At 50.8% G+C, this 26,087-nt stretch carries 25 protein-coding genes and 1 tRNA gene; 4 read left to right on the forward strand and 22 right to left on the reverse strand.

What is annotated here, in order from left to right; all coding sequences use genetic code 11:
- Window positions 1–88 precede the first annotated feature (88 nt).
- A complete protein-coding gene (locus tag FBF24_03880) occupies window positions 89–853 on the reverse strand; it encodes an A/G-specific adenine glycosylase (GenBank protein QCT41003.1) in 765 nt (254 codons plus the stop codon).
- A gap of 58 nt (window positions 854–911) precedes the next feature.
- On the opposite strand from FBF24_03880, the gene FBF24_03885 reads away from it, so the two are divergent.
- A complete protein-coding gene (locus FBF24_03885) occupies window positions 912–1,445 on the forward strand; it encodes a hypothetical protein (GenBank protein QCT41004.1) in 534 nt (177 codons plus the stop codon).
- Between the two features lie 11 nt (window positions 1,446–1,456).
- Here FBF24_03885 and FBF24_03890 read toward each other — a convergent pair whose 3' ends face one another.
- From FBF24_03890 to FBF24_03900, 3 genes are read right to left on the reverse strand one after another with little or no spacing between them, the layout of a single operon-like run.
- The gene (locus FBF24_03890; GenBank protein QCT41005.1) at window positions 1,457–1,978 is read right to left on the reverse strand and encodes a hypothetical protein; all 522 of its coding nucleotides are present in this window, start codon (window positions 1,976–1,978) and stop codon (window positions 1,457–1,459) included.
- Window positions 1,979–2,032: 54 nt separating this feature from the next.
- Window positions 2,033–2,446 (reverse strand): NUDIX hydrolase, encoded by a 414-nt coding sequence (locus FBF24_03895; protein ID QCT41006.1) that lies wholly within the window; start codon window positions 2,444–2,446, stop codon window positions 2,033–2,035.
- Window positions 2,447–2,493: 47 nt separating this feature from the next.
- Window positions 2,494–3,324, reverse strand: a complete 831-nt coding sequence (locus FBF24_03900; protein QCT41007.1) for an SDR family NAD(P)-dependent oxidoreductase — start codon at window positions 3,322–3,324, stop codon at window positions 2,494–2,496.
- A gap of 64 nt (window positions 3,325–3,388) precedes the next feature.
- Here FBF24_03900 and FBF24_03905 point away from each other — a divergent pair, with 64 nt between their 5' ends.
- Window positions 3,389–3,739 (forward strand): MerR family transcriptional regulator, encoded by a 351-nt coding sequence (locus FBF24_03905; protein QCT41008.1) that lies wholly within the window; start codon window positions 3,389–3,391, stop codon window positions 3,737–3,739.
- Window positions 3,740–3,784: 45 nt separating this feature from the next.
- Here the strand turns inward: FBF24_03905 and aspS are convergent, their stop codons facing one another.
- The 17 genes from aspS to dnaJ all read right to left on the reverse strand — a co-directional run bounded on the left by aspS (window position 3,785) and on the right by dnaJ (window position 22,609).
- The gene (gene aspS, locus FBF24_03910) at window positions 3,785–5,632 is read right to left on the reverse strand and encodes an aspartate--tRNA ligase (protein ID QCT41009.1); all 1,848 of its coding nucleotides are present in this window, start codon (window positions 5,630–5,632) and stop codon (window positions 3,785–3,787) included.
- An 8-nt stretch (window positions 5,633–5,640) separates the two neighbouring features.
- Window positions 5,641–6,642: a Holliday junction branch migration DNA helicase RuvB gene (gene ruvB, locus FBF24_03915; GenBank protein ID QCT41010.1), complete on the reverse strand. Its 1,002-nt coding sequence runs from the start codon at window positions 6,640–6,642 to the stop codon at window positions 5,641–5,643.
- Window positions 6,642–8,441 carry a DUF262 domain-containing protein gene (locus tag FBF24_03920; GenBank protein ID QCT41011.1) on the reverse strand — a complete coding sequence of 600 codons (1,800 nt, stop codon included), beginning with the start codon at window positions 8,439–8,441 and terminating at the stop codon, window positions 6,642–6,644. Before FBF24_03920 ends, ruvB begins: the two co-directional genes overlap by 1 nt.
- Window positions 8,442–8,578: 137 nt before the next feature.
- Window positions 8,579–9,157, reverse strand: coding sequence for a Holliday junction branch migration protein RuvA (gene ruvA / locus FBF24_03925; GenBank protein ID QCT41012.1), 579 nt, complete (start codon window positions 9,155–9,157; stop codon window positions 8,579–8,581).
- On the reverse strand, window positions 9,154–11,580 hold the full coding sequence (locus FBF24_03930) for a PBP1A family penicillin-binding protein (protein QCT41013.1): 2,427 nt from the start codon (window positions 11,578–11,580) through the stop codon (window positions 9,154–9,156). Before FBF24_03930 ends, ruvA begins: the two co-directional genes overlap by 4 nt.
- A 7-nt stretch (window positions 11,581–11,587) precedes the next feature.
- The gene (gene ruvC, locus FBF24_03935; protein ID QCT41014.1) at window positions 11,588–12,070 is read right to left on the reverse strand and encodes a crossover junction endodeoxyribonuclease RuvC; all 483 of its coding nucleotides are present in this window, start codon (window positions 12,068–12,070) and stop codon (window positions 11,588–11,590) included.
- A gap of 69 nt (window positions 12,071–12,139) precedes the next feature.
- Entirely contained in the window at window positions 12,140–14,032 is a 1,893-nt protein-coding gene (locus FBF24_03940; protein ID QCT41015.1) for a hypothetical protein, read from the reverse strand.
- A 115-nt stretch (window positions 14,033–14,147) separates the two neighbouring features.
- Complete coding sequence (locus FBF24_03945; protein ID QCT41016.1) at window positions 14,148–14,864, reverse strand: YebC/PmpR family DNA-binding transcriptional regulator; 717 nt, start codon at window positions 14,862–14,864, stop codon at window positions 14,148–14,150.
- A gap of 57 nt (window positions 14,865–14,921) precedes the next feature.
- On the reverse strand, window positions 14,922–15,809 hold the full coding sequence (locus tag FBF24_03950; protein QCT41017.1) for a hypothetical protein: 888 nt from the start codon (window positions 15,807–15,809) through the stop codon (window positions 14,922–14,924).
- 164 nt (window positions 15,810–15,973) lie between these two features.
- Window positions 15,974–17,428: a ComEC family competence protein gene (locus FBF24_03955; GenBank protein QCT41018.1), complete on the reverse strand. Its 1,455-nt coding sequence runs from the start codon at window positions 17,426–17,428 to the stop codon at window positions 15,974–15,976.
- A gap of 97 nt (window positions 17,429–17,525) precedes the next feature.
- Window positions 17,526–17,602: transfer RNA gene (locus tag FBF24_03960), tRNA-Lys, on the reverse strand.
- 69 nt (window positions 17,603–17,671) lie between these two features.
- A complete protein-coding gene (locus FBF24_03965; GenBank protein ID QCT41019.1) occupies window positions 17,672–18,163 on the reverse strand; it encodes a hypothetical protein in 492 nt (163 codons plus the stop codon).
- Complete coding sequence (locus FBF24_03970) at window positions 18,160–18,648, reverse strand: DUF192 domain-containing protein (protein ID QCT41020.1); 489 nt, start codon at window positions 18,646–18,648, stop codon at window positions 18,160–18,162. Before FBF24_03970 ends, FBF24_03965 begins: the two co-directional genes overlap by 4 nt.
- Complete coding sequence (locus FBF24_03975; protein QCT41021.1) at window positions 18,645–19,589, reverse strand: RimK family alpha-L-glutamate ligase; 945 nt, start codon at window positions 19,587–19,589, stop codon at window positions 18,645–18,647. Before FBF24_03975 ends, FBF24_03970 begins: the two co-directional genes overlap by 4 nt.
- 2 nt (window positions 19,590–19,591) lie before the next feature.
- On the reverse strand, window positions 19,592–20,092 hold the full coding sequence (locus FBF24_03980; GenBank protein QCT41022.1) for a hypothetical protein: 501 nt from the start codon (window positions 20,090–20,092) through the stop codon (window positions 19,592–19,594).
- The gene (locus tag FBF24_03985; protein QCT41023.1) at window positions 20,093–21,373 is read right to left on the reverse strand and encodes a hypothetical protein; all 1,281 of its coding nucleotides are present in this window, start codon (window positions 21,371–21,373) and stop codon (window positions 20,093–20,095) included.
- Between the two features lie 120 nt (window positions 21,374–21,493).
- Window positions 21,494–22,609, reverse strand: a complete 1,116-nt coding sequence (gene dnaJ / locus FBF24_03990) for a molecular chaperone DnaJ (GenBank protein QCT41024.1) — start codon at window positions 22,607–22,609, stop codon at window positions 21,494–21,496.
- A gap of 82 nt (window positions 22,610–22,691) precedes the next feature.
- On the opposite strand from dnaJ, the gene FBF24_03995 reads away from it, so the two are divergent.
- Together FBF24_03995 and FBF24_04000 are read left to right on the forward strand one after the other, a co-directional pair.
- Window positions 22,692–23,234: a CYTH domain-containing protein gene (locus FBF24_03995; protein ID QCT41025.1), complete on the forward strand. Its 543-nt coding sequence runs from the start codon at window positions 22,692–22,694 to the stop codon at window positions 23,232–23,234.
- A 92-nt stretch (window positions 23,235–23,326) separates the two neighbouring features.
- A complete protein-coding gene (locus FBF24_04000; protein ID QCT41026.1) occupies window positions 23,327–24,073 on the forward strand; it encodes a hypothetical protein in 747 nt (248 codons plus the stop codon).
- Between the two features lie 45 nt (window positions 24,074–24,118).
- On the opposite strand, the gene dnaK is transcribed toward FBF24_04000, so the two are convergent.
- Window positions 24,119–26,011, reverse strand: coding sequence for a molecular chaperone DnaK (gene dnaK / locus FBF24_04005; protein QCT41027.1), 1,893 nt, complete (start codon window positions 26,009–26,011; stop codon window positions 24,119–24,121).
- Window positions 26,012–26,087: the final 76 nt, after the last annotated feature.

Raw genomic sequence — 26,087 nt, forward strand, 5'->3', positions numbered from 1 at the left:
CCTTTGTTACTGTTTATGTTTGTCGTATTGACTGTGGCTATGATAGCATAGGCAATTTGAAATGTCAATAGTTTAGCGATCTATTCTGTCACTTTGCAGCAATGAGACCGTCCCGCCGCAGACCATCCAGTGCCGCCGCAAATCGCGGATCGTCCTGTAACTTCGCGGTAATTTCGGCCAGCGACTGCCCGCCAACATATCGACGCAAAATCTCACCGCGCATCTGGCGGAGACTGCCAGTGAATTGCGATTGCCTGGCGTAATGGCGACTGGCGGACAATTTACCCTTGCCCTGAGCTTTTAATTCACTACCATAATCCATCAGTGCCCAAAACCACTGACGCGGATTTGCCTGGTCCATCGTCTGCTCGACGATGGGCAGTATGTCACGATCCGCGACTGCCGTCTGGTCCGCAAAGAAATGATTGAGATAGACTGTACGAATATTGGTTTCGATGAACGGCGTTGGCACTTGGTACGCGTAGTTCATGATGGCACCGGCGGTATTGATGCCGATGCCCGGCAGCCGGACAAGGTCATGAAGGGTGGCCGCCAGAGCACCACCAGCGATGGCTCGCGCTGTTTGGTGGAGGTATCGAGCGCGGCGATTATAGCCCAGCCCCTGCCACGCACGCAGTACTTCTGTCAGCTCAGCAGCTGCCAGTGATTCAATGTCCGGAAACTTCGCAGTAAACTCGCTGAACTTCGTCAAGACGCGAGCAGCCTGGGTTTGCTGCAGCATCAGCTCACTCACCAACGCATAGTAGAGCGTTGGCTGATCGCGCCACGGCATTGGTCGGTAGAGCTCGCGGCCTTTTTGGTGGATCAGCGCCTGAAAATCATCAGTCGTCATTGCTTTAGTATACGCGAATAAAACTCACAACACCTAATTGTGCTATAATGGCACGGTTATGAAAATACTTTTTAGACGATACATTTCGGAATTTGTGTACGGTGCAGTTGATGGCACAGTCACAACCTTTGCCGTAGTGGCAGCTTCGGCTGGCGCCGGTATTTCCAGTGCAGTTATCCTCATTTTGGGCGTTGCAAATTTAATTGCTGACGGCTTTTCAATGGGTTCTAGTGCTTACCTGGCAGCCAGCGCCGAACACGAAGAGTCAGCCCGCGATACGCAAAAACGAGCCTCCCCTAAGATCATTGGTGCAGTCACCTTCCTGGCTTTCGTCGCCGTCGGTAGCGTACCGGTGCTGCCTTACCTGATTGATGTCGTTGCAGTCTCAAAAGTACCAGGCACCACCCTGTTTTATGTCAGCTCCGCGCTAACAGCGGTTGCCTTCCTAGCAATTGGCTTCATCAAAGGCAAAGTTGGCAAGCAATCACCATGGCGAGAAGCTGCTATCACCCTACTCCTCGGGGCGGTCGCCGCTGGACTGGCGTACTTTGCCGGTGATGTATTGGCGGCGTGGCTGGGTGTTCAGTTATAATCAATAGCGTGTCAGATGCCACCGAGTAATCTTTCCCGGTACGCCCAGGCCTCATCATACGATAGATACGGTACACTATCTGTTACATTATTGAGAGATCCCTTTGGTAGTTTTTGCGCTTGCGCCATAAAGTATACGGCGGGCCTGCCAAATTTCCCGTAATCCCAATTACGAGGGGCATATTCATCAAGAAACCGTGTTACAGCAACTGCCGCGAACCCGTACTTAGCGTATTTACGACATAAATCCTCACCAAAACAATCTAATTTTGTCACTCCAAAAGATAACACCGACGGCATCATAATATCTAGCGACTGTTTCACAGGGTTTTGTCTTGAGCTAAAGATATTTGCCAAATTATCCCCCTCAAGAGCAAACCCAGCCTGATCATTATACATAAGAACCGTCACCATCGTTTCGTAATCAACCTGTGAGTAATCAGACAAAAAACACTCCCTGCTATCACCAGCCATAGCTTGTTTTATTGCCACGTAAAATTCTTCGGCAGTAACGCGACGTAATTTCTCGTGCATCGTGTGAATTTTATATCATACTATAAAAATATGGTCAAATTTATACACCACACATCAATCGGGCCACCACTTCAATAAAAAATCCCGGTAGCCCGGCGCGAGTTTGTCGGTAGCTTCAACTTCTATCCGCGTCAACCAGACTGGTCGCTCCTCACCGCCATCACACGCTCGGTCCGGTAGTTCAATGTTACCGTCAACTATGGCCGTGTAGCCAAGAATAATTTTATGGTCTTTGACAGCACCGCCCTGCGGATCGCGCACATAAAAATTAGCTGGCGTCGCATCAATTGTAACGCCCAGCTCCTCGCGTAATTCCCGCCTCAATGCCACGTCAGGCGTTTCACCAAAGTCAATATGCCCGCCCGGCAGGCCAAAACCATCATCGCGCGGATAATACATCACTAGCGCACGCTCGCCATCACTACTATACAACGCTACTTTTACGCTAACTTCGTGTCGATCATACATCAATGTCACTATACCAAACCTAGACCCCGACCGGCAAGTAACTTCACTTACCTCGTCTGTTTTTTAGCTATTTGCTCAAAGACGCCATCGCCCAAGAGATGCCGTGCGTAGAAGAGAACTCTCGCCAATTTACCAACAAGATACCGACGTCGTGGATGCTTACTCTCAATAACTGTCGCTACTGTATACGCGACCACGCTAGGCGGTGACATGGTCCTATATGACTGAGATAAGTTGTGCGATATTGCCTTTGCCACGCCGCTATAGGCCCCATTTGACGAATAACGAGTAAGCGGCTCTTCAGCTAATTTGTAGAAATTTGTAGCGATCAAGCCAGGCTCAATTATCACAAGCTTGATGTTGTATTCCTGCAGCTCTAGCCGCAAGCTATCGGAAAACCCCTCGATAGCGTGCTTTGAAGCATGATACCAGGCACCGAGCGGAAAATACACTCTGCCTCCAACCGATGACATATTAATAATCAAGCCCGAGCCCGCCTCTCTCATGCTAGGCAGCACAAGCTGCGTCAGCCTAGCCAACCCAAATACATTCACCTCAAACTGCCTGCGGGCCTGTTCAATTGGAACGTCCTCTACCGCCCCCAGTAATCCATAGCCAGCATTATTGATAAGTACATCTATTCTTCCCTGCTCGTCACAAATCTTTTTTACCGCAGCCTCAAGTGATTTTTCATCTTTCATATCACCTGGTATTGGCCGAAGGCCTTTAATTTCTTGAAGCACCTCACTATTTCGAGCAAATCCGTACACTATGTGGCCTTTCTGCAAAAGCAGCTCGGCGGTCGCTCTTCCGATACCGCTGGATGCTCCAGTAATTAACACTACTTTATGATTTGAATTATACTTTTTTCTACTCATAATAGTAGTATAATCTATGGAGTATACTCTATAGTCAATAGGTAATGATGAGAGAGGTTTTACCATGCTAATTCATCAACTTTCCAAAAAATCTGGTGTTTCTATTGACACCATTCGTTACTATACAAAACTCGGTATTTTACCGGTAACACAACGTCCTGCTGGAAGCCGCAGTTATTCAGACTACGACGAGAGTGCACTCGAGTACCTCACGGAAATACGCCTCGCTAAGTCAGCAGGCTTTACGCTGATGGAGATTAAGCAATACATCAAGGAATGGAATGACGGTCAGATTACACCCGATACGGCTATTGATATATTGCATAAAAAGATTGCGATGGTACGAAAGAAAAAGTCTGAGCTTGATGCAATAGAAGCGATATTAAAAAGTAAGATAACACAGCTACGCCCCTAGCTACATTGCCGTAATTGAGCATCTGCTACCTACTTTGGGAGGCTACTACAGTCCCAACTCCTTTATCTGCGCTGGATCAACCGTTGACGGCGAATCCATCATCACGTCAACGCCCGAGCCGTTCTTTGGAAAGGCCAAGGTTTCGCGGACATTTGTTTCGTCGATGAGCTCCATGAGGATGCGGTCAACGCCAAAGGCACAGCCAGCGTGCGGCGGCGCGCCGTATTTGAAGGCGTTTAGCATAGCACCAAATTTTTCCTCGACGTAGCTTTCGCTAAAACCTAGCAGGTCAAATACTTTGTACAGCACCGCTGGGTTGTGGTTGCGCACACCGCCAGAGCAAATCTCATAGCCGTTCATCACCATGTCGAACTGGTCAGCCACGATGGCCAACTTGTCGGCGTCAGTCGCCGCTGACTCCAGCGCCTCTAAGCCGCCCTTTGGCATACCAAATGGGTTGTGTCCAAAGTCGAGCTTCTTGCCGTGGTCGTCCCATTCATAGAACGGAAAATCGATAATCCAAGCCAAGGCTACCTCATCCGATTTTTTCAGGTTGAAGTGAGCGGCAAATTCGTTTCGCAGGCGACCAAGCACGGCGTTGACGACCGAGCGGTTATCAGCGCCAAAAACAATGAGATCACCAGATTCAGCATCCAATATATTCGCAGTTTGCACCATTTCATCTCGAGTAAGAAACTTAATAATTGGAGAGGATAGAGCCTCTATAAAATCCGACTTTACTCCATCGCCACTATTTAGATTAATCTTAACTCCTGCTGTATATGAGCCGTTTTCACCAACTTTTATGTACGGTAGTCCACCAGCCCCCTCAGACTGTGCAATCTTTGTAAATTCGTCCATTTGCTTGCGGCTCAAACTAGCGCCGTTTTTCACGCAAATCGCCTTGATGCACTCAGCGTTTTTGAACACGCCAAACTCGGTATTGGCGAACACGTCGGTCAGCTCAATCAGTTCCATGCCAAAACGTAGGTCCGGCTTGTCCGAGCCATACGTCTCCATGGCGTCGCGGTAGGAAATGCGCGGAATTGGGCTGCCGTCACCGACCGCGAGACCACTCAAATCCAGTAATTTCTTGCCCGCAAACTCAGTCGCCAGCTGCTGCATCAACGGCTCAACTTCCTGGCGAACTTCCTCGCCGTCTTCAACGAAGCTCATCTCGAGATCCAGCTGGTAAAACTCACCGTACAGTCGATCAGCCCGCGGATCTTCGTCGCGAAAACACGCCGCCAGCTGATAATACCGCGGCACGCCGCCAACCATCAGCAGCTGTTTGAACTGCTGCGGTGCTTGCGGCAGGGCGTAAAACTTACCTTCCTGCAAACGACTGGGGATCAGAAAATCACGCGCACCCTCGGGGCTGGAATTTGCCAAAATTGGCGTCTGAATCTCAATGAAATCACGGTCATCCATGTACTGATGCATCCGTCGGTACATTTCGGCGCGTTTTTTCAGCATCTGCTGCATCTTTGGACGGCGTAGGTCGAGGTAACGATACTTAAAACGCAAATCCTCACCCGCTTGGTTTTCCTCAGCAAATGGCTGGATCGGCAAGGTTTCAGCACGGTTAAGAATCTCCAAGTTTTCCACCACAATTTCCACATTACCACTGGCAATATTTGGATTTTTCAAACCTTCGCCACGCTCCGTCACCACACCACTGACACGAATCACAAACTCATCACGCAGGCTTTCTGCCAGACGAAAGGCCTCCGCCTTATCAGGATTAATCACCAACTGCACCAACCCGGTATGATCGCGCAGGTCAATAAAAATCAGCCCGCCGTGATCGCGCCGGGAGTGCACCCAACCAGCCACCGTAATCATTTCCCCAACCCTATCAGGGGTATGTATCGCCAAAACTCTCTTTTTCATATCTGTTATTATAGCATATTGATGTGTTTTTTCGCCTTTGGCGTCACCCGCCGGCCGCGCGGCGTGCGCTCAATGAAGCCGATTTGTAGTAAATACGGCTCATAAAAATCCTCAATCGTCGTCGCTTCGTCACCCGTCAGCGCAGCAATGGTCGTTAGCCCCACTGGATTATCGCCGTAATTTTCCAGGATTGATTGCAGTAAATTACGGTCGGCTGGGTCTAATCCCAGCTCGTCTACTTCTAGCATTTCCAAGGCGCTCGTTGTCGTTTTCACATCAATTATGCCATCGCCATTCACGTCAGCGTAGTCGCGTACGCGCTTGAGCAGGCGGTTAGCAATACGCGGCGTCAGGCGAGCCCGCGTCGATAGTAAATCCGCCGCTTCGTGCCGAATCGACGACTCCAGTATGGCCGCGCTCCGCGTCACAATCTTAGCGATATCCTCTGGCTCGTAAAATTCCAAGCGGTAAATATGCCCGAATCGATCGCGCAGCGGCGCTGCCAAGCTGCCCGTCCGCGTCGTCGCGCCAATCACCGTAAACCGCGGCAGATCCAGCCGAATTGACCGAGCCGCCGGCCCCTTGCCGATGACAATATCCAGCTTGAAATCTTCCATGGCCGAATATAAAATCTCTTCCACTGCCCGACCGAGCCGATGAATTTCATCAATGAACAAGATATCGCCGTCTGCCAAATTGGTCAAAATCGACGCCAAATCACCCGCTTTCTCAATGGCCGGGCCGCTGGTAATGCGCAAATTCGTACCCATCTCGTTAGCGATCACCGTCGCCATGGTCGTCTTGCCTAGTCCTGGCGGGCCGTAGAGTAACACATGATCCAGCGGCTCGCCGCGCTTCTTTGCCGCTTCAATCGCCAACCGCAGATTACGCTTCAATCGCTCCTGACCGACATACTCGCTAAAACTCTGCGGACGCAGACTGACTTCAATCCGTTGCTCCTCAGTATCATCATCGTGCGAACTGGTATCGACTATTCTCTGAATTGCCATTATAAGCTCCTGTAATATTCTTTTAGCATCTTAGCCATCAGTCGCTGCCGCTGTTTTAAAAATTCTTCATAATCAACGGCCACCGCCTTCATTAATAAAATTGGAATTGCATTGTCACTAAAGTTGCTTTTTAGTTCATCCTCGCCAGTAATATCACTGTGATGGTCATTTTTACTACTTAAAATATCGCTTAAGTAATCGCGAGGGGCTAAATCTCCGACTGAAATATTTATATCATTGCGCAGATGTACAAAATTAGCAATTCTATTGTATTTAGTTTTATCATAACCATGCTTAACTAAATAATTTTTAGGAAAAATGTGATGCACGTCATCAGTCGCCAAGTCTCTGGCAATATTATTTTTCGACAAGAATCCTTGCTTCAGTAATTTATTCTGCGCCGCAACAAACATGTGCCAAAACGGATTATTTATCGTCGGCTTATCAAGCTCATCAACCAATGTTGAGTCCCAAAATATATCAGACAACTCCTGCTTTTCCAGCGTAGCAACAAATTTAGCCAAATCTCCAGGATTTTGAATCCGTTTAATATCCTGCTCAAACTTAGTTTCAAAACTACCGGAATGGCGACCAGTCAGTAACGAAATTGCCAGCAATCTACGAACTAGCGAATTAGCTTCGGCATGATTTTCGCCAATATCAAATAGCCGCAGGTACATTGCATAGGCGTAATTAACTGCATTGCGAGCAATCAACATACTAGGTTCATCATAACCGCTGCCGCGCAAAATGTTTTGCACAAAATGCTTAAATTTATTTTCGTTTGTAAATTGGTACAAACCCTTCTCAAGCTTTCGGAAGGACTCGTCGGCAATTTCTTTTTCATCCTGGCGAGTTTCAAAATTACGACCCGAAAGCAATGCCACGATATCGCCAAGCTTGCCCCTTGCAAACTGCGTCAAACCAACAACCCGAATAATATCATTATAAGATGGGTCATACAGGTCGTCTGTTTCATTTTTAAGCCAAGATATTTTCGTAAAATAATCAGTTTTAGCAAATTCTGTATCGTTTTCCTTAATAATGTCAAACTGCTCGGGGGCAACCGACAGATGTGCAAAATAATCAATAAATTTACGGAGTTTCATGCCCATTTCATCGCCCGGCTCGTTCTCATAGACCGCAATTTTACTCATTGCAAAATCGGCATTACTGAGATTAACGCCGCTGGCATTAATTCGGACAAATATTTCATTTACTATATTGATATCCAAAGACGGACTAAGCTGGATTTCACCAATTTGCTTATTTTTAATCTGGATCAAACGGTTAAGTCGCGTATTAACCTCTTGGCGCGTTAACGACGGATTTTTTTCTGCATATTCTTCAACAAACGTCAGCGTATCATAGCCGTTTACCATCACTTCAGCAATATCGCTAATCCATTCTTTACCGCGAATAGTTGAAACTGTACGAGTACGAAACTCTTCAGTCAGCGGATTAAACGATATAGCAATCCGTTTTTTCTTATATTTTTTATCTATCACATCAAGCCCGCTAATCGCTGCCCTGAGTGCAGTGATACGTTGCTGGCCATCAATCAAAATACGCTTGCCCTGCGACGTCGACCCATCCTTCAGCTTCACGTCTGGGTTTTGCCAAGTAATGATATAGCCGACTGGATAGCCTTGATATAACGAATCCATCAAATCGCGTACCTGCCAACTCATCCATACAAACGGCCGCTGGATCTCCGGAATAGCAATTGCACCGCTTTCTACCCAGGCCAGAATAGTACTAATTGGCGTTTGATTAAGAGAAAATTTTGTATCTTCCATATATCCATTATAGCATCCTGAGAATAAGACCTACGTTAAGATGTAGTAGTAATCACCCCTCAAGTGTCTCCCAACAAATCCAAAAACACAAACTCCATAAACAACATCACGAACTAAATATTTCAAATAAAGAGACCCTACTTCTTCAGCGCCTCGGTCACCCGCTGCGCTGTCGGCAGATTGACATCAACGTTCTCTAGCGCCTTTGTGGCATCAGCCAAGGTATAACCCAGTGCCATTAGCGCCTCTAACGCTTCATCGGAAGTATTCAATTCAGTTTGGACTGGCGCAGCCGCTCGACCATACTGCGTTGGCAAGCCAACTTTATCACTCAAATCAACCACCACGCGCTCAGCGGTTTTTTTGCCGACGCCAGCAGCTTTTTGCACAAACGTACTGTCGGCGTTGGCGATGGCATTGCGCACCTGCTCCGCATCGCCGAGGCCAAGGATGGCCAATGCTGCCTTCGGACCAACGCCCTGAACCGTGATGAGCATTTCAAACATCTTCTTTGCTGCCAGACTCGAAAAACCAAACAATTCTTCCGCCTGCTCGCGCACATGATGGTAGGTGTAAAACTTAGCGTCTTGATCCAGCGTCACCGCCTCGAAATCACCAGCCGACACGCTGACTTCGTAGCCGACGCCGTGAACATCAATCACGATGCTGCCCGCGCCAAACTTCTCAGCAATCGTGCCAGAGAGATGGGCGATCACGGTTGTCTGTCTCCGCCGCCCGGAGGATTGGTTGGGCCAGGCGAGGTGCCGCCACCGCCACCACCCGAACCGCCACCGCTGCCACCACCACTGCCATTGCCACCACCCGGATTTTGGTCATCATTGCCCGTATTGCCACACGGCGTCGTCTTTCGCGAATGCTTCGTCGCATCAAATTTATCTTCGGTGATAGTAATGAGACGCTTGGTAGCTAGGTCGCAGACGGTAATCTGCTTAGTGGTGGACGTTTGCCGACAATCCGCAGCGTTTTTGGAATATTTAGCGGCGTCAAATTGATCTTCAAAAATCGACTCCATTTGCTTGGTCGCGAGGTTACACACCTCAATCTTTGGCTTGGTCTGATCGCATTTCTCGGTCGGGAGGGCGTTCGAGAGGAAATATTCTTTGTAAGCACCGGGGCTAGAATCATCAGCCAGGCCACCATTACTACTACAAACACTTCGCTGGACAACGCCGTTTGGCACATCAAAACCAGTTTTCGCGCCCGCCAGCAGCTTGGTCATTGTCGCCCGCCAAATTGGCGCCGCCACATCCGAACCGCCGCTGTTCATGACCTTATTGTTGTTATTGCCAACCCACACGCCGACAGCATATTGCGGCGTGTAGCCAATCGTCCAGGCATCGCGGTTATCATTGGTGGTACCCGTCTTGACAGCAACCGTTTTGCCGCCCACCGTCAGGCTGCTGCCAAACATCCCCGCCCGCGCAGCGTTGTCCGACAGGATGCTAGAGATGAGATAGGCACCGCCCTGGCTGATAGCTTGGCGTGTGTTCGCTGCTTTCCACGAAACATTTTTGTTGAATTTGTCCTTAACTTCGGTGATAAGATTGAGCGATTCGTACTGCGTACCGCCATTGGCAAAGGCCGCGTAGGCGTTAGTCATCTCGCTCAGGCGCACCTCGGCCGAGCCAAGCGCCAGTGACAATCCGTAATTTTTGTTTTCGTCCAGCGTGCTGATGCCGAGCTTCTTGGCGGCTTGGATGGAACGATTGATGCCATACTTTTGCATGATCAGAACGCTCGGGATGTTCAGCGACCAGCTCAGCGACTTGCGCGTCGTCACCTTGCCGTTCCAGCGGCGGGTAGCGTTGTAGGGCACATAACCATTGAAGTTAGTTAACTTATCATCAAAAACTGTCGCCGGCGTGATAGCGCCATCAGCCATCGCCTGCGCATAATACAGCGGCTTGAAGCTCGAGCCGGGCTGACGCGGGGTGGTCACCATATTGACCTTGCCCCACTGGGCGTTATTATAATCAGCGCTGCCGACCAGAGCCCGCACTTCGCCGGTTTTCGGATCAATGACGATACCGCTGGCGTTGGTGCCACCGAGGCGATTGATCTGCTTCATTTGTTTGGCAATATTTTCTTGGAGGAGATGCTGCGTGTCGAGATTCAGCGAGGTCTTGACGCGGTAGCCCGAGCGCATGACTTTTTCGTAGCCATATTTGTCGCTGAGCTGTTTGATGACCATCTCGGCAAAATGCGGCGCTTCGGAATTTGTGTGAGCCGCACCGCCGCCAGTATATGCCAGCTGTGTGGCTTCCGCCTGCTGCTTCTGTTCCTCGGTGATAAAGCCTTCGGTCTGCATCCGACCGAGCACCGTCTTTTGGCGTTGCTTGGCGTATTCGGCATTACCGCTGATCGGTGAATACCGGCTCGGTGCCGGCAGCACGCCAACCAGCATACTACTCTCGGCCAGCGTCAAATCCTTCGGCGATTTATTGAAATAAACCTTGGCCGCCTCCTCGATACCAAAGGCGTTTTCACCAAAGTACACCGAGTTCAGATACATCATCAAGATCTGCTCTTTGCTATAATTTTGCTCGATGGCGATGGCCATAAATAGCTCTTGGTATTTGCGCATAAAGCTGTGTTCATTGCTGAGCAAATTGTTCTTGACCAACTGCTGTGTCAAGGTTGAGCCGCCGCCATGCCGCGTAACCGCTGCCCGGAAAATACTGAAAATATTAAAGCCGCTGTGCTTATAAAAATCCTTATCCTCGCTGGCGATCAATGCCTTTTTCATACTCTCGGAGATATCCTTAAGCTGCACCAAGTTCCGCCGCTCGGCATTGCCAACGCTATAAATCACCTTGTCATTGGCATCAGTCAGCACGATGCCGGTATTATTGCGGTTCATTAGCCGCTCCTGATCGCCGATATCACGCGCATAATAAAAATAGCTGGCAATTGGCACGATGATCAAGAACAGTAGAATCGGCAGCAGACACACCATAATTTTTTTCGGCCGACTCAGCCGCCAGAACCACAAAAAGTGTTTGTGTTGACGCGGTAATTTACCAGGTTTTGCCTTGACTTGACCGAGATTGGCATACCGACCCATGTGCGGCGGCTGCTTCTTTATCGGAGCTCGTTTTCCCTTGCCTAATTGCACCATATATCAATTATACCACGCTGAGGCGTGACATCGCTGCATGGGTGATAGCCGCCGCGAGCGCATCAGCGCAATCATCTGGCTTGGGCACTTGGCTGAGGCCTAGATTTAGGCGCACCATTTCCTGAATCTGCTTTTTGTCAGCCTTGCCATAGCCAGTCAGTGTTTGCTTGATCTGAAGCGGCGTGTATTCACTGATCACGAGGCCCGCTTTGTGTCCAGTCAGCATCGCCACACCGCGAGCATGAGCCACAGAAATAGCGGTGGTGACATTGCGCGCAAAAAACAATTTTTCAATCGACATCACCTCAGGTCTGGTCTCAGCGATGATCTCCGTCAGGCCATCAAAAATCTCCGCCAGCCGCTCGTCCAGTGGCGTGTGCGCGGGCGTCTTGATCACACCAGCCGTCACCAGCCGGTAGCCGCCCCGCTTCGTGTCAATCACACCAAAGCCCAAGATACCAGTCCCCGGATCAATGCCAATAATTCTCATGCGTTTATTATAGCACCCGGCCGGTGACAATAATTAATGCGAGGGCCACCTCGACGAGCTCGTGCCAAATTATCGCTTGCCGCGCGTGATGGTGTGTTTCAGCCGCGTAGCAGCCCGGCCGATTTCCCAGCGCCACTGCCAGCCAGCATAACCAACCGCCAGCAGACTGACGCCGCCGAGCACCCACCAGCCCCACACCGCGCCTGTCACCTGCTTGACCTGTTCCGGCGCAAAGCCAGTTTTCGGCGCAGTAGCCAGCGCAACCTTACGGCAACGTTTCGTCTTTGGGTTGCGCTCAAATCCTTCTGGACGGTCTTTTAGAATGTCATCGGCGGCAGCAATTTTCTTGCAGCGGCCAGTTGCTGGGTTACGAAATTGACCATCAGGACATGGCTTCAAGGTTTTGGCGGCCGCGGCTGCAATTGACCGGCACCGACCGGTTATCTCGCTCCGATAATACCCTTCACGGCACGGCGTTTGGGTTTTGAGCTTGCCGATGTTGCGACACCGACCGGTTTCTGGCGAACGATATTGGCCGGGCTTACACGGCGCGAGCTCCGGCTCACTCACGATATTACGGCAGCGGCCCGTCTCCGGCGAACGGTACTGCCCCGGACGGCACGGCGTCGGCACTGGCTCCACCGGCTCCTTGACACAACGGCCCGTGAGCTCGTGACGCACATAGCCCGCCTTGCAATCTGGCCACTGCTTAAATTCGTTAGGCCGAGCCGGCGTCGGTGAAAATGTTACCTTCCATTCCCCGTCAAGCAAACTCCACGACGAGTCCTTGGCCAGGCCAGCAAACGATGTCTGGTCAATTTCATTGCCGCTCTCGTCCAGTGCGTACACCTCGCCGCCGCCGGTTTTTGTCAGTTTGAGATTTGTTTCTGCCAGGCGAACGACATGCAGCGCCCCGGCCGCCAGCTCAACACCCCTGAACGTGTGCGTCGTGTCCTTATTCTTGCCTCGACCTTTCACGAGAATGGTGCAGCCAGTGAGGTCGAGGTCGCCGGTCCCGGCATTGATAATCTCAATAAACGGCGCGTCGACATTGGTCGCGATCTCATGTAATTTCAAGCCGCTGCAACGATTGCTCGGTGGCACCGGATCAACTGGCGGACGCGGCTCGTCAGGCTCAGTACAGGCTGGCAGTTCACGTAAGTGCGGCGCCTCGCCGACCGAAAAATCGCTGGCGTTATTATCCGTATCAGTCACCACGCCATTTGTTTGGCAGCGCCAGGCGTGTAGCTTGCCGCCTAGCTTAATCGGGCTACCCTCACGCTCTGACGCCGCGCCCCAGCCAACCAGATCCGACACCCGCCCATCACTCATCACCAATTTGACAGAGCCGCTGGTTTTTGCCAGCACCTTCTTGCTATCAAACCGCAGGTCAGCCTGCTCATCAGCTAGCTGGCTATCACCGACCACCAACGCCCCGCCCGCCGGCACCATTAGGTCAGTCGATATTGTTTTAAGCACTGTCACATGCCCCTTTTGGTTAACATACTGCAGCGTCCAGCCAGCGATATTGACTGGCCCTGGCGACGGATTGTAGAGTTCGACGTACGCGCCGCGCGCTGTATCGAGGCCAATTTTAGTGATCAAGAGTTTAGCCGATGTACGAGCCGCAGCTGGTAGCGCAGGAGGTTCGGAAGGCGTTGGCTTAACTGGTGTGGGTGTCGATGGATCTCTGGGTGGCATCGACGGAGCAGGCGTAGACGTAGATGCAGACGTACTGCCAGAAGTCGTGTCCGGTGTAGCCACTGCTGGGACTGATGGCCTGGTCGGGCTGGGTGCTGGATTGGCTGGGCGCGGCGCGGGCGTGTGGGTTGGCGCAACCGGTGTCGAGCCGCTAGCAGGAGGTGCGGCCTCTGGTGGGGAGTCGCTCGCAAACGCCACCACCGGCTGAAACACCAGCGCAATTATCGTTGACATAAGTAGTAGGCGGGTCAAAACCTTCATTGTGAACTCCCTGCTTGGCTTATGTTGACTGATTATATTGTAAAAGAAATTCCTCCGAAACGCAAAAGAGCGCCGTCGGAGGCGCTCGATATACAGTCAATAACCTAAGCGAAGGTCACTCCGCAGTGATATCGGCATTGGTATGCACATTCACCACATCATCCAGGTCATCCAGTGCATCAACCACCTTCATCAATTTCTGCGCAGTTTCCGAGTCGGCAATCTCAACTGGCGTATTGGCAATGTAGCGCAGCTCGGCGTCTTTTACGTTCAAACCCTGCTCAACCAACTGATTTCTAACGTTCGCCAAATCTTTCAGCTCCGTGTAAACAATGATCTCGCCGTCTTCCTCGACCGCGTCTTCAGCGCCAGCGTCCAGCACTTGCAGTAGCAATTCTTCGCCCGTGCCTTCCACGGTGATCACACCCTTGCGAGTAAATTGAAACGCCACGCTGCCAGCGTCAGCGATTCGCCCACCGTTCTTCACCAATGCGGTTTTTACTTCCGGCAACGTGCGATTACGATTGTCGGTCGCTGTTTCGATGATGATACCGACACCGCCCGGACCGTAGCCTTCATAGGTAATTTCTTCCAGTGCCGCCGCGCTTTTGTCAGCCACGCGGTCAATCGCCCGCTGGATATTAGAACTCGGCATGTTGGCAGCCTTGGCTTTTTCAATGGCCATTGCTAAACTTGCATTCAATGTTGGATCGGTGCCGCCACGTGCTGCGATCGCAATTTGATTACCCAATTTCGTGAAAATCGCGCCGCGCTTCGCATCAACAATCGCTTTCTGCCGGTGCGTGGTCGCCCATTTACTATGTCCTGCCATGTGTCTATGCCTCCAGAAAATTCGTTTCTTTTAGTATAGCAGAAAACAGGAGAAGGGTTAACTATTGATCCGGTCGTCAATGTTTTCCGGAAAGGTAAAGCCACCGCAATCTGATTCTATATATATCACCTTAACAGGTACGTCATTGAGGCCTTTCTTGTCCTTAATGCGCAACCCATATTGAGAGGAGATGATTCCCTCGTGGACATACAAACCCAGCATCCCTGCGACATACCACCTGGCCGCGTTGTCGTTATTCTGCTGCAAAATCCCACATGGGACTTGTATGGCAGGACAGTGGGCGTCCTCTGGCAAAGTCACATCAGAACCTACTAAATATGCCTTGGGAAGTGATTCATCTAACTTCGGCACCCAGATATTGGGGTTGCCATGCTCGAGATCCATAACGTTCTGCAAGACCTCTTTTCGACGCCGAGAATTATCCTCAGCAATCCCCACCACAAGATCCGATACGCTTATCTCATAGGAGCTCAACCTACCCTGTCCTCGCCACATATTTAAGTCACCGATAAACTGATACATAATTGCATCGCTAAGCTTGTCGGATTCAACAAGAGGCGCTACTACCTTTCGCATCCGCTCTAAATACTTTTCTTCAATTGCGGCTTGAGCAGTCTGTAATACTTCCTTAGTGTGCAGACCCTCTCCGTCTGTCGGGGCCTTATTCTCAGCGCGCTGTCTAGCGGCTTCTTCCAGGTACGCATTATATACCTCAGTGATTTCATCACGTATCGCGTTCAACCGCCGAGGTGTCATTGGCCTGCCCAGTTCCTGCGTCTCATCGTCTTGCACATCACTATAGCCCTCGACCCCATCAGGCTGTTGCTCACCATCATTAGTCGATGCGACCGCCAGCCCCTCCCATGGACCCGTCAAGCCCTGGCCTTGATTACTGCTATCTCCACCTATTCTTTCTTTGCCCATTTCACTCCTCCAGATTGAATAATGTTATACCTCTCTAGCCATCGCCCGAGGATTGAACCTGTACCCACCTGTCCCAAGTGATCAGCCAAATAACCTGATAGTAGTACATCCATCAGGTTTCCTCAAGCATGAGCGAGATCGGTAGCCTGCCACAATCGTCCACGCTACTCAACCACATTACTCTCACGCAGCCGCAGCCCGGTCTGTCGCCGCATCCACCACATTGCCCCGATAATGATAAGGTAGGTAATGATTACCCACAGCCAGCTCAAGTTCACCTCCAGCTGCGCCCAGTCCAGCCCTGCCAGCCACGTGGCAACGCCGACCATATACTGGAGCAGCCACGTCGTCGGCGCGGCGACGAGTCCGGCCACCACCGGCACATCCGCGCACACGCCAACCACAAAGGTCAGTAGCATCGCCAGCGGCACCAATGGCAGAATGAGCACATTCGCGATCAGCGCCACGTTACTCATCACACCAAATGACGCTACGAGCAGCGGCCACGTCATGATTTGTGCCGACACCGTCTCGCCGATAATCTGCCAGATCACCCCGGGCGGCTTCGTACCAAAAAAGTATCGCTGCAGCAGCGGCGCCAGGATAATCACCCCGCTAAACGCCGCGAAACTCAATTGCCAACCAAGGTCGTTCCAGCCAAACTGCGGATTGATGAGTAGCGTCATCGCCGCAGCGACCGGTAATAGCACCAACGGATGAATCGTCCGTCCACAATACCACGCGGCTAGGCTCAGGCCCGCCACCAGCCCGGCCCGCGACATGCTCGGACTGAGGCCGGTCATCGCCATAAAGCCAATGATCATCACACCGGCACTCAGTGCCGCCAGATATTTCGACACCCGAACGAACAGCCGCCGTGCCAGCCGCACCAAAATCGTTAAGTTATAGCCGCTGGCCACGATAATGTGCGTCAAACCCGCAACCTGCAGCGCCGTCATCAATTCCAGCGGCAATGCCCGCCGTAAACCCATCAAGAACCCGAGGCCCAGCGCCGCCTCCGACTCCGGCACATACCGTCGCACCCGCTCCGCAAACCAGTCACGGACGCCCACCGCCACGTCGCCCGGCTGCTCGCGCGTCACTCGTTCAACCGCTGCCCGCGACATCCGCGCCGCAAATGACCCAAACCCATCGGTTAGCGTGCCCCGAACGGTGACCACGTCGCTACGTTTAATCGCCTGACTATGCCTCGTCACCACCCAGACACTGCCAGGCAGCCGCCGATCATTACTCACGATATCGCCCAGCCGCAGCACTGTCTGCCCCTTTTTATCGACATCAGGATCTTCCAGCACCCGTCCGCTCAGCCGCACCGTTTGACCGATTAGCGTTTGATAGTGCTCCAATCCAATCTGTCCCAAACTGCCTCGCCACAGCCCAACCAGCACTCCGCCGACTAGAGCCACTATGATCAGCCAGCGCCGCGCCCCGACGAGCGACGCTAAGGCCAATATCACTCCCGCCCCCAACCACATCCAGCCAGCAAACAACCCGTACGGCGCTCGCATCACGCCGATAACGCTGATGACGATGCCGACACCAGCTGCCGCCAACAGCCACGACACATGCAAACGCTGAGTGAGGCCGAGAGACTTCATATAGTTAGTATACGCGAAGTGCGGCCAGACTTACATCAAATCACCTGAAATGGATACAATAAAAATCCTAGTTCATGAACTAGGATTGTACTCCACTTGGAGGGCCCACCGGGGCTTGAACCCGGGACACCCTGCTTAAAAGGCAGGTGCTCTAACCAACTGAGCTATGGGCCCGCACATGACGCGCAGCGCAACGAAGCGAGAACGCGACTTTTCACATTTTATCACAGAGGAGCGGCATTTTCAACGCTTTGTTTTCTTGGCAGCGGGCGCCTTGGCCCGAAGCGGCAAGCTCATGTCAAGCAGCCCCGCCACTAGTCCGACGGTCGCCGCATAGCGCCACCAGTCACTCAGCAATTTGTACGTCTTCATCGCCTCCGCGTCCAAGGTCATAAACTTGCCCAGTGGCCGCACCAGCACCGCCGCTGCTAAGACGCCGACCAGCACCGCCGAGATCAGCCGTAGCAACTTGCCAGGTCCCTTTGGCCCGGCAATTAATAATAGCACCAGCGGCCCCACCGTGAGGATGATCGTCGCCACCACGCCATTTGGCAGTCCCGCCACACTACTAACACCCAGCCCGCCGATCACCCCGGCCAACCACTCGGCCCACAATTCCGCCAGCAATGCACCAGCTGCCAGTGCCAGTGCCAACACGCCAAATCGCCGGTTCAGCACGAACGCTAGTGCTGTCAGCGCCACGGCCACGCCGCCAAACAACAACACCATGCTCATCGCTGCGCCCCCGTACTAAACCGCGCAGTGACGCCCGGCTTGATACCATGCTCCTTGGCACTACCCGCCGGCAGCTCTAACACATACCGCGCCGGAACTGGCGTGTGATATACCTCATGCGGCTCGTTGTCGGGCCAGACATCACGCTTGACGTGCACGACCTTTTTCTTGGCATCTAGCCAGATAATATCAATCGGGACGCGCATATCCTTCATCCAAATTGGTATATCACCGTCTTTCTCGGCCACGAACAACATCCCCTCGCTCTTACCCAGCTCCTGCCGACCGCCCAAGCCCCGCGCCCGCGTCTCGTCCGTATCAGCGACCTCTACTCGAAATGTGCCCTTGCCGATGTCAACAGTCGTGTACGTTTTATTCATCTGGCGCGACACCGCCCATACGCCGTAGCCGATCCCGGCCAACACGCCGAGCACGATCATCCAAACGATGATCCGCTGCACTATCGACGCCGACTTTGCACTCATACCTTCATTATAGCAAGCTTATCGTCAGGCGCCGACTTTATCTTTTTGTTGCCACGCTTGGCGTTGCGATTAATATAATCAATAATCCGACCAGCTACATTGCGGCCCGTGACTTTTTCGATGCCAAATCCTGGACTGGCGTTCACCTCCAGCACCAGCGCGCCGCGGTTCGAGCGCATAAAATCAACGCCGGCTACCACCAAGCCCATCGCCTTGGCGGCCTTGACGCACATTTTTTGCTCGTCCGGCGTCAACTTAACGACCGTCCCCTCGCCGCCTTTGTGCAAATTGCTGCGAAAATCATCATCCAAGCTTTGCCGCTTCATGCTGGCCACCACCTGGCTACCAACCACAAATGCCCGAATATCGGTGCCGGCCGACTCCTTGATAAATTCCTGCAATAGCACGTTTGTGCCGTCAGAATTACTGAGATAAAATGCTTGCATGACCGACTTGGCAGCTTTAATTGTCTCGGCTAACACCACGCCGTTGCCATGTGTGCCGCGCGCCAGCTTGATAATCGCCGGCGTACCGCCAATCTCATCCAGTAGCACATCGATATCCGTTTCGTTGCGCGAGAACACCGTCTTTGGGATCGCCACACCAGCCCGCGCCAGTAACTGCGTCGAGCGCAGTTTATCCCGCGCCCGCGTAATGGCGATTGACCGATTCATAAAAAACGCCTGCGGATTCGCCATCTCTAGCTGCCGCACCACTGCTGTCCCGTAACGCGTCATATAGCTAGCAATCCGCGGGATGAGCACATCGAAATTACCGATCTCCTTACCACGATAAATAACCTTTGGGTGCCGCTCATCAATTGACACATAACAATTTTTATACTTAATAACCTTGACTTGATGACCACGTTTTTCAGCCTCTTCTCTGAGACGGAGGGTGGAGTAGTTGATGTTACCGTTACTGAGGATTGCAATATTCATGACTACTTATCCTTTGGTTTATGGTATTTTTTATAAAATTTGTGAGGATTTTCAGCTAGTTCTCTATTTAGCCTTATAGTCTGTGATTTCTTCGGGTTCTTTACTTCATTCATACTTACGTCAACCAAAAACTTACCGCTTAATGTCCGTCGTCCAATTAGCACTGGAAAATTATGCACAGCCCTATCAGACAGGCTAAATAACGCTTTAATCTTCTTGCCGGCCAATATAATGGTAAAATGTGTCCGATATTTTATAATTTCATGGCCAGAGGCGCTCTTAACCATCGCTACCGAATAATCGGTACGCCGAAACACCTTGCCGTTATAGTGGGGCGACCCCTTGCCGAATAGCGAAAACTTTAACACGCCATCTTTATCAACGCGAATATTACTTGCCCACACTGATGAGCCGTCCGCACCGGTGTCAACCTTAGCTGCTACACCGATAGCACGGTTACCAAAGTTAACACGAACGGTACGGCCAAGTACAGGCAGACCCATCTATGCAAACTCCGCCTCAAAACTATCTTGGATAAACTTAATTGAGCGCTCAATATTATCGTTGACGATCACGACAACGACGTCACCGGGATGCACAATTTCTGCGGCACGCTGGATCGCTTTGTCCTCACGTATGATTCGCTCCACATTCATATTATTGTCTCTCAGCTCATCAGTCAACATCTGTGATACATAGCCGATCTTTTGTGGAAAACGTGAACCATTTAGTGTTGCATCAGGCTGGCGCCAATAACCGTCAATTTTATCGTAAATAACAAAGGCGTCGTAAATTTTCGCGATATATTCAGCCGTTTCCTTAATCAATTTTTCTGTCCTGTCGTAAGCCAAACGTACCACACCGATCACTCGACCACCCTTTCCCGTCATGGTGCGAGCTAGCTCGGCAACTTGTCGCAAGGAAAACTTTTCGTGCGCATAATCAGCTAAGATCTTCACACCTTGCTGATTCTGCAGCAATGTCAGACGACCACCATATTTATCAAGTCGTACCGCTTCAAACGCTAGGCGTAAATCGTCCGGAAGCTTACCATCAAAATAACCATATATTGCCCCCATCGCAGATAAAAGATTCCAAACCGACGGCTGAAATTTACCACCAAACGACCATGGAATAGTTGATATGTCTGCCAGAATTCTTTTCTCGTCACTCTTTAGCAAGACAATCTGACTACCAGACTCATCGACAGTGATAGCCACCCCGCCAGATCGCAAATGCGCCCCAACATCAAAGTGTGAAAATGCAAAGCCAACCGGTAATTTATTGACACTATCAGGAATTTTATCAAGTGCTTTAGCGACATATTCGTCATCGGCATTAAACACTGCCCAACCACCTGGCTTAATACGCTGAAAGACAAAATCCTTCGCACGGACAATATCGTCTTTACTCTGGATCCGATCAGAACTACCGATATGGTCCTCAAAGACGTTAAGAAAGACCCCTACTTTATGGTTTCGATATCCCAGCCCGGAGGAGGCGCTACTGCCAAGAGCCGCCTCGAATACTGCAACACCATCTACTAACTCCGGATTACCATGAATTTCCCATAAATAACGCCCCGGGCATACTGTCGGCACCAAACGCCAAGTTCTCCTAGAATCATCCAGCGTGCTTCGACGCACACCATTCACAAAATGCCCCGTTGTATCGACTTTTATTGTATGAAGATTAAGATGGCGCAAAACATCCTCAATAACATGAACTGTTGTTGTTTTGCCCTTTGTGCCAGTAACCGTGATGATTGAATCAAATCTATGCATATACGAATCAATTTATATCATATAATGATTACAAAGTAAACCACTGTTGTGATCTAACATACCGTTAAAAATATAAAATGTCAGTTAGCACATCCAGCCACATTCACAGTATAGCAAAGACTACGAAAACAACCCCCGCTTCCGTGCGCCATCAAACTGCTCCAGGAGTTCTCGCTGTTTCTTGCTGAGCTTAGTTGGCGTATCGACAATGACGCCGACAATGTGCGGGCCGCGTTCATCATTTCTCAGATGTGGCACGCCGTGGCCTGACAACTTAAAATCAGTCCCCGACTGGGTGCCGGCTGGGATTTTCATCCGCACCGTGCCGTCCACGGTTTCCACGTCAATTTCCGTTCCCAATGCCGCATCAACCATCGAGATATGCTCTTCTGAAAGGATGATATCGCCTTCACGCGTGAACTTCTTATGCGCTTTGACCCGAATGTGAACGTATAGATCGCCGCGCGGTCCGCCTTGAGCAGCTTCACCGCGATCACGCAGGCGGATCGTCGCGCCATCATCAATGCCAGCTGGGATCTTGACCGTAATCTCCTGGCGCTGGCGAGTCGTACCCTTACCGCCACAGACTGAACAGTTTTGCTCCGGAATCTTACCGCGACCGTGACAGGTCGGACAAGTGACTGCTTGCTGAATTTGTCCAAAAATCGAGTTCATGACGCGAGTCTGTTGACCAGAGCCCTTACAGTCCTCACAGGTTTTCAAGCTATGGCCCGGCTCGACGCTATCGCCATGACAATGCTCACACTCAGCGTCTAAGGTTATGTTCAGGTTCTTTTCTGCACCAAACACCGCTTCCTCAAAGGTTAGCGTCACATTGGTTTCAGCATCACGACCACGCCGCGAGCCACCCCGTGAACCAGTCGCGCTACCACCGAAAAATTGGCTAAAAATATCGCCGAACATGCCGCCATCACCACCAAAGTCGAACTGCACGTTTTGCCCACCAAAGCCACCAAATCCTTCGAACGGATTACCGCTAAAGCCACCGCCTGCTGCGCCGCCGACACCAGCATGACCGAACTGGTCGTAGCGCTGGCGCTTTTGCTTGTCCTTTAGGACTTCATATGCCTCGTTGACCTCTTTAAATTTGGCTTCATCGCCACCCTCTTTGTCGGGGTGGTACTTCACCGCTGCCTTACGAAAAGCCTTCTTAATCTCATCCTCAGAAGCGGTTTTCGACACACCTAACACTTCATAATAATCGCGCTTACTCATATGTGTTCATTATACGCTTTTAGCACTCGACATGCAAGAGTGCTAGCCTCGCCCGTGGTATACTTAAAATGTAGGAGGTGTTATGAAACAAACAGCAATTATCAATTCAGAAATCAAGGCCCGGTGCGCCGATCAAGAGTCGGTGCGCCAATATCTACGTGAGCACGGCGCGGACTTTAAGGGGACGGATCATCAAATTGATATGTATTTTGATGTACCCGAGGGGCGCCTGAAGCTACGTCAAGGACCGATCGAAAATAACCTTATCTTTTATCAGCGGGCGGACACCGACGGGCCAAAACAATCGACTATCAACCTATCGCCGGTCGCGCCGGACTCGACCATCGGCGAGGTGCTAACAGCAGCGCTTGGTGTGCGTGCGGTTGTTGATAAGCAGCGCGAGATTTACTTCATCGACAATGTCAAGTTTCACATCGACACCGTTAAGGGTCTCGGGAATTTTGTCGAAATTGAAGCTATCGATGCCAATGGTAAACGAAACGCCAAGGAACTGGAACAGCAATGCTCACACTACATGCGTGAACTTGGTATCAAGGATACGGATTTAGTGGTTGGCTCGTATAATGATTTGTTGGAGTATGGTGACGATATTCAAGCGACATAGGGCCCTTCTACGCTGACCTTTTTTAGCCCAGTCCGTATTTAGTATAGTTGTGATTTGACATACTATACATTATTGTTATATTTATAGTTACTATGATCTTCCGCACAATGCCTCGTCCCGATCTTGAAATCACCTGGTATCGCCAGAATGGGTTGTTTAATTTCACCAACTCAGATGACAAGCCAGTAATCGGTATATCGGCTCAGACATGGGAAGATTATCTAAATCATATCGAAAATTTGCCAAGTAAATTTTCAGGACAAGTCATTAGTCCAGAATTGATAACCATTACTGATATACCACTTGAGAAAGCGACAAGGTTTCAACGAGAAATTAGTAGAAGGATTTTGCAACTATGCGAACTTTCACGCGATTTACCCAATGCTGACTTCATGGTTGGCACGCCCAGTTTTTATGATGATACGGAATTGCCCTATAATACTCTCTTGAAGATCACCAATGGTCAATACAAAACAAACGTACGGAAATGGCTACTTACACCCAGTGAAGAGGGCAACTTTTGGCCAGCCTTAACTACTCAAGCACTCCAACAGCCATATTCAACTCAGTCATTAATCTGCGCCGACATGATCGTGGCGCCATCCTTTCTGCATGAAGATACTCGTCATGTACAGGTTAGCGCCTGTTGGGCAACACCTGGCTTTAGCCATCCCAACTACCAGCCGCCGCCAGATGAGGAGCGCTATACAGATGCAATGATCTATGCGATTAATCAACTTTTTACCGCTCACTCTGTCCAAGATCTTGTCGTAGTTGATCGCGCGCCGCCAACTACCGAAGTTCCACCGCTCAACTGTGTCGTCCAGCGAAAAATATAATACCCCGGAGACTTGGGGTATTATATTAGCCTGCATTAGACTCTGCTATTTCTCGTTGACCACCTCGCCTTCGACTGGTTCGTCCTTGTCAGATTTTTTGTCGTCCTTAGACTCATCAGCCTTTTTGTCCTCAGCGGCTTGCTGGTACATTTTGGCGCCGATTGGCATGATGGTATCCTGCAGTGCCTTGGCTGCCGCCTCTAGCTCGTCTTTGTCGTCAGCGTCTTTGTGTTTTTCTGCTTCTTTGACCGCTTCGTCAATCGCCTTCTTGTCGTCGTCAGAAATCTTATCTTTGAACTCATCCGGCATTTTCTTTGCTTGGTAGATGGCGTTTTCTAGCTGGTTTTTAGCGTCAACGGTTTCACGTTTTTTCTTGTCCTCATCAGCGTGCAGCTCGGCTTCTTTTTGTGCCTTTTCGATATCTTCCTTGCTCATATTGCCAGAGTTTTGGATGGTAATCGATTGCTCTTTGCCAGTGCCTTTGTCCTTGGCAGTAACGTTAAGAATACCATTAGCGTCGATATTAAACGTCACTTCAATCTGCGGCACGCCGCGCGGTGCTGGCGCGATACCGTCAAGCACAAAGCGGCCCAAGCTCTTGTTGTCATTGGCAAATTCGCGCTCACCCTGCAAGACGTGAATCTCCACTTGCGGCTGATTGTCAGCGGCGGTCGAGAATACTTCTGACTTACTGGTTGGCACTGTGGTGTTACGCTCGATCAGCTTGGTCGATACGCCGCCCATCGTCTCAATACCAAGGCTCAATGGCGTCACGTCCAGCAGCAGCACATCCTTGACATCGCCGGCCAACACGCCACCCTGGATAGCCGCACCGACAGCCACCACTTCGTCTGGGTTAACACCTTGCATTGGGTCTTTACCAAACAACTTCTTTACCCGCTCAACCACTGCTGGCATGCGGGTCATACCGCCAACCATGACGATTTCATTGACGTCAGATTTTGATAATTTAGCATCTTTGAGTGCCTTTTCGACTGGACCATCCAAGCGGTCTAACAGATCTTTCACCAAGTCTTCCAGCTTCGCTCGTGTCAGGCTCAACTCAAAGTGCTTTGGCCCGTCAGCATCGGCGGTGATAAACGGAATATTGACTTCATATTCAGTAACCGTTGACAGCTCCTTCTTAGCTTTTTCGGCCTCATCCTTGAGGCGCTGCATGGCCGCATTGTCTTTGCGTAGGTCAATGCCTTCTTTAGACTTAAAATCATCCAAGAAGTAGTTAACAATGACATTGTCGAAGTCCTCGCCGCCCAGGTGGGTATCACCATTCGTCGCCTTCACCTCAAACACGCCGTCGCCGAGTTCCAGGACGGAAACGTCGAAGGTACCGCCACCAAGGTCAAATACCACAATGGTCTCGTCATTCTTGCCTTTTTCCAGGCCGTACGCCAAGGCAGCAGCCGTGGGTTCATTGATGATGCGCTTGACTTCCAAGCCAGCTATTTTACCAGCGTCTTTGGTTGCCTGGCGCTGCGAATCGTCAAAGTAAGCCGGCACGGTGATGACAGCTTCGGTGACTTTTTCGCCCAAGAATGCCTCAGCATCAGCTTTGATTTTACTGAGGATCATGGCTGAGACTTCTTCTGGCGTGTATTCCTTGCCGCCCATTTCCACGGCCACACCCGCACCTTTCTTGACGATCTTAAACGGCATGAGGCCACGGTCTTTTTGGACTTCTTTGTCATCAAACTTACGGCCAATAAAGCGCTTGACACCATAAATTGTGTTCTTTGGATTAGTCACGCGCTGACGCTGCGCCACTTGTCCGACCAAGCGTTCACCTTTTTTATTAATCGCCACCACTGATGGCGTCGTGCGGTTACCCTCAGCATTAGCGATAACTTCTGGCTTGCCCGCTAACATATACGCAAAGGCGCTGTTGGTTGTACCGAGGTCAATTCCAATAATTTTACCCATATGATTCCCCTTTCTTTGTTATGATCACATCTGGTTTTTGCTTATATTCTATATTCATTTTAGCACTCTTTATTCA

The sequence above is a fragment of the Candidatus Saccharibacteria bacterium oral taxon 488 genome (genome assembly GCA_005697215.1).
GTDB lineage: Bacteria > Patescibacteriota > Saccharimonadia > Saccharimonadales > Saccharimonadaceae > Nanosynbacter.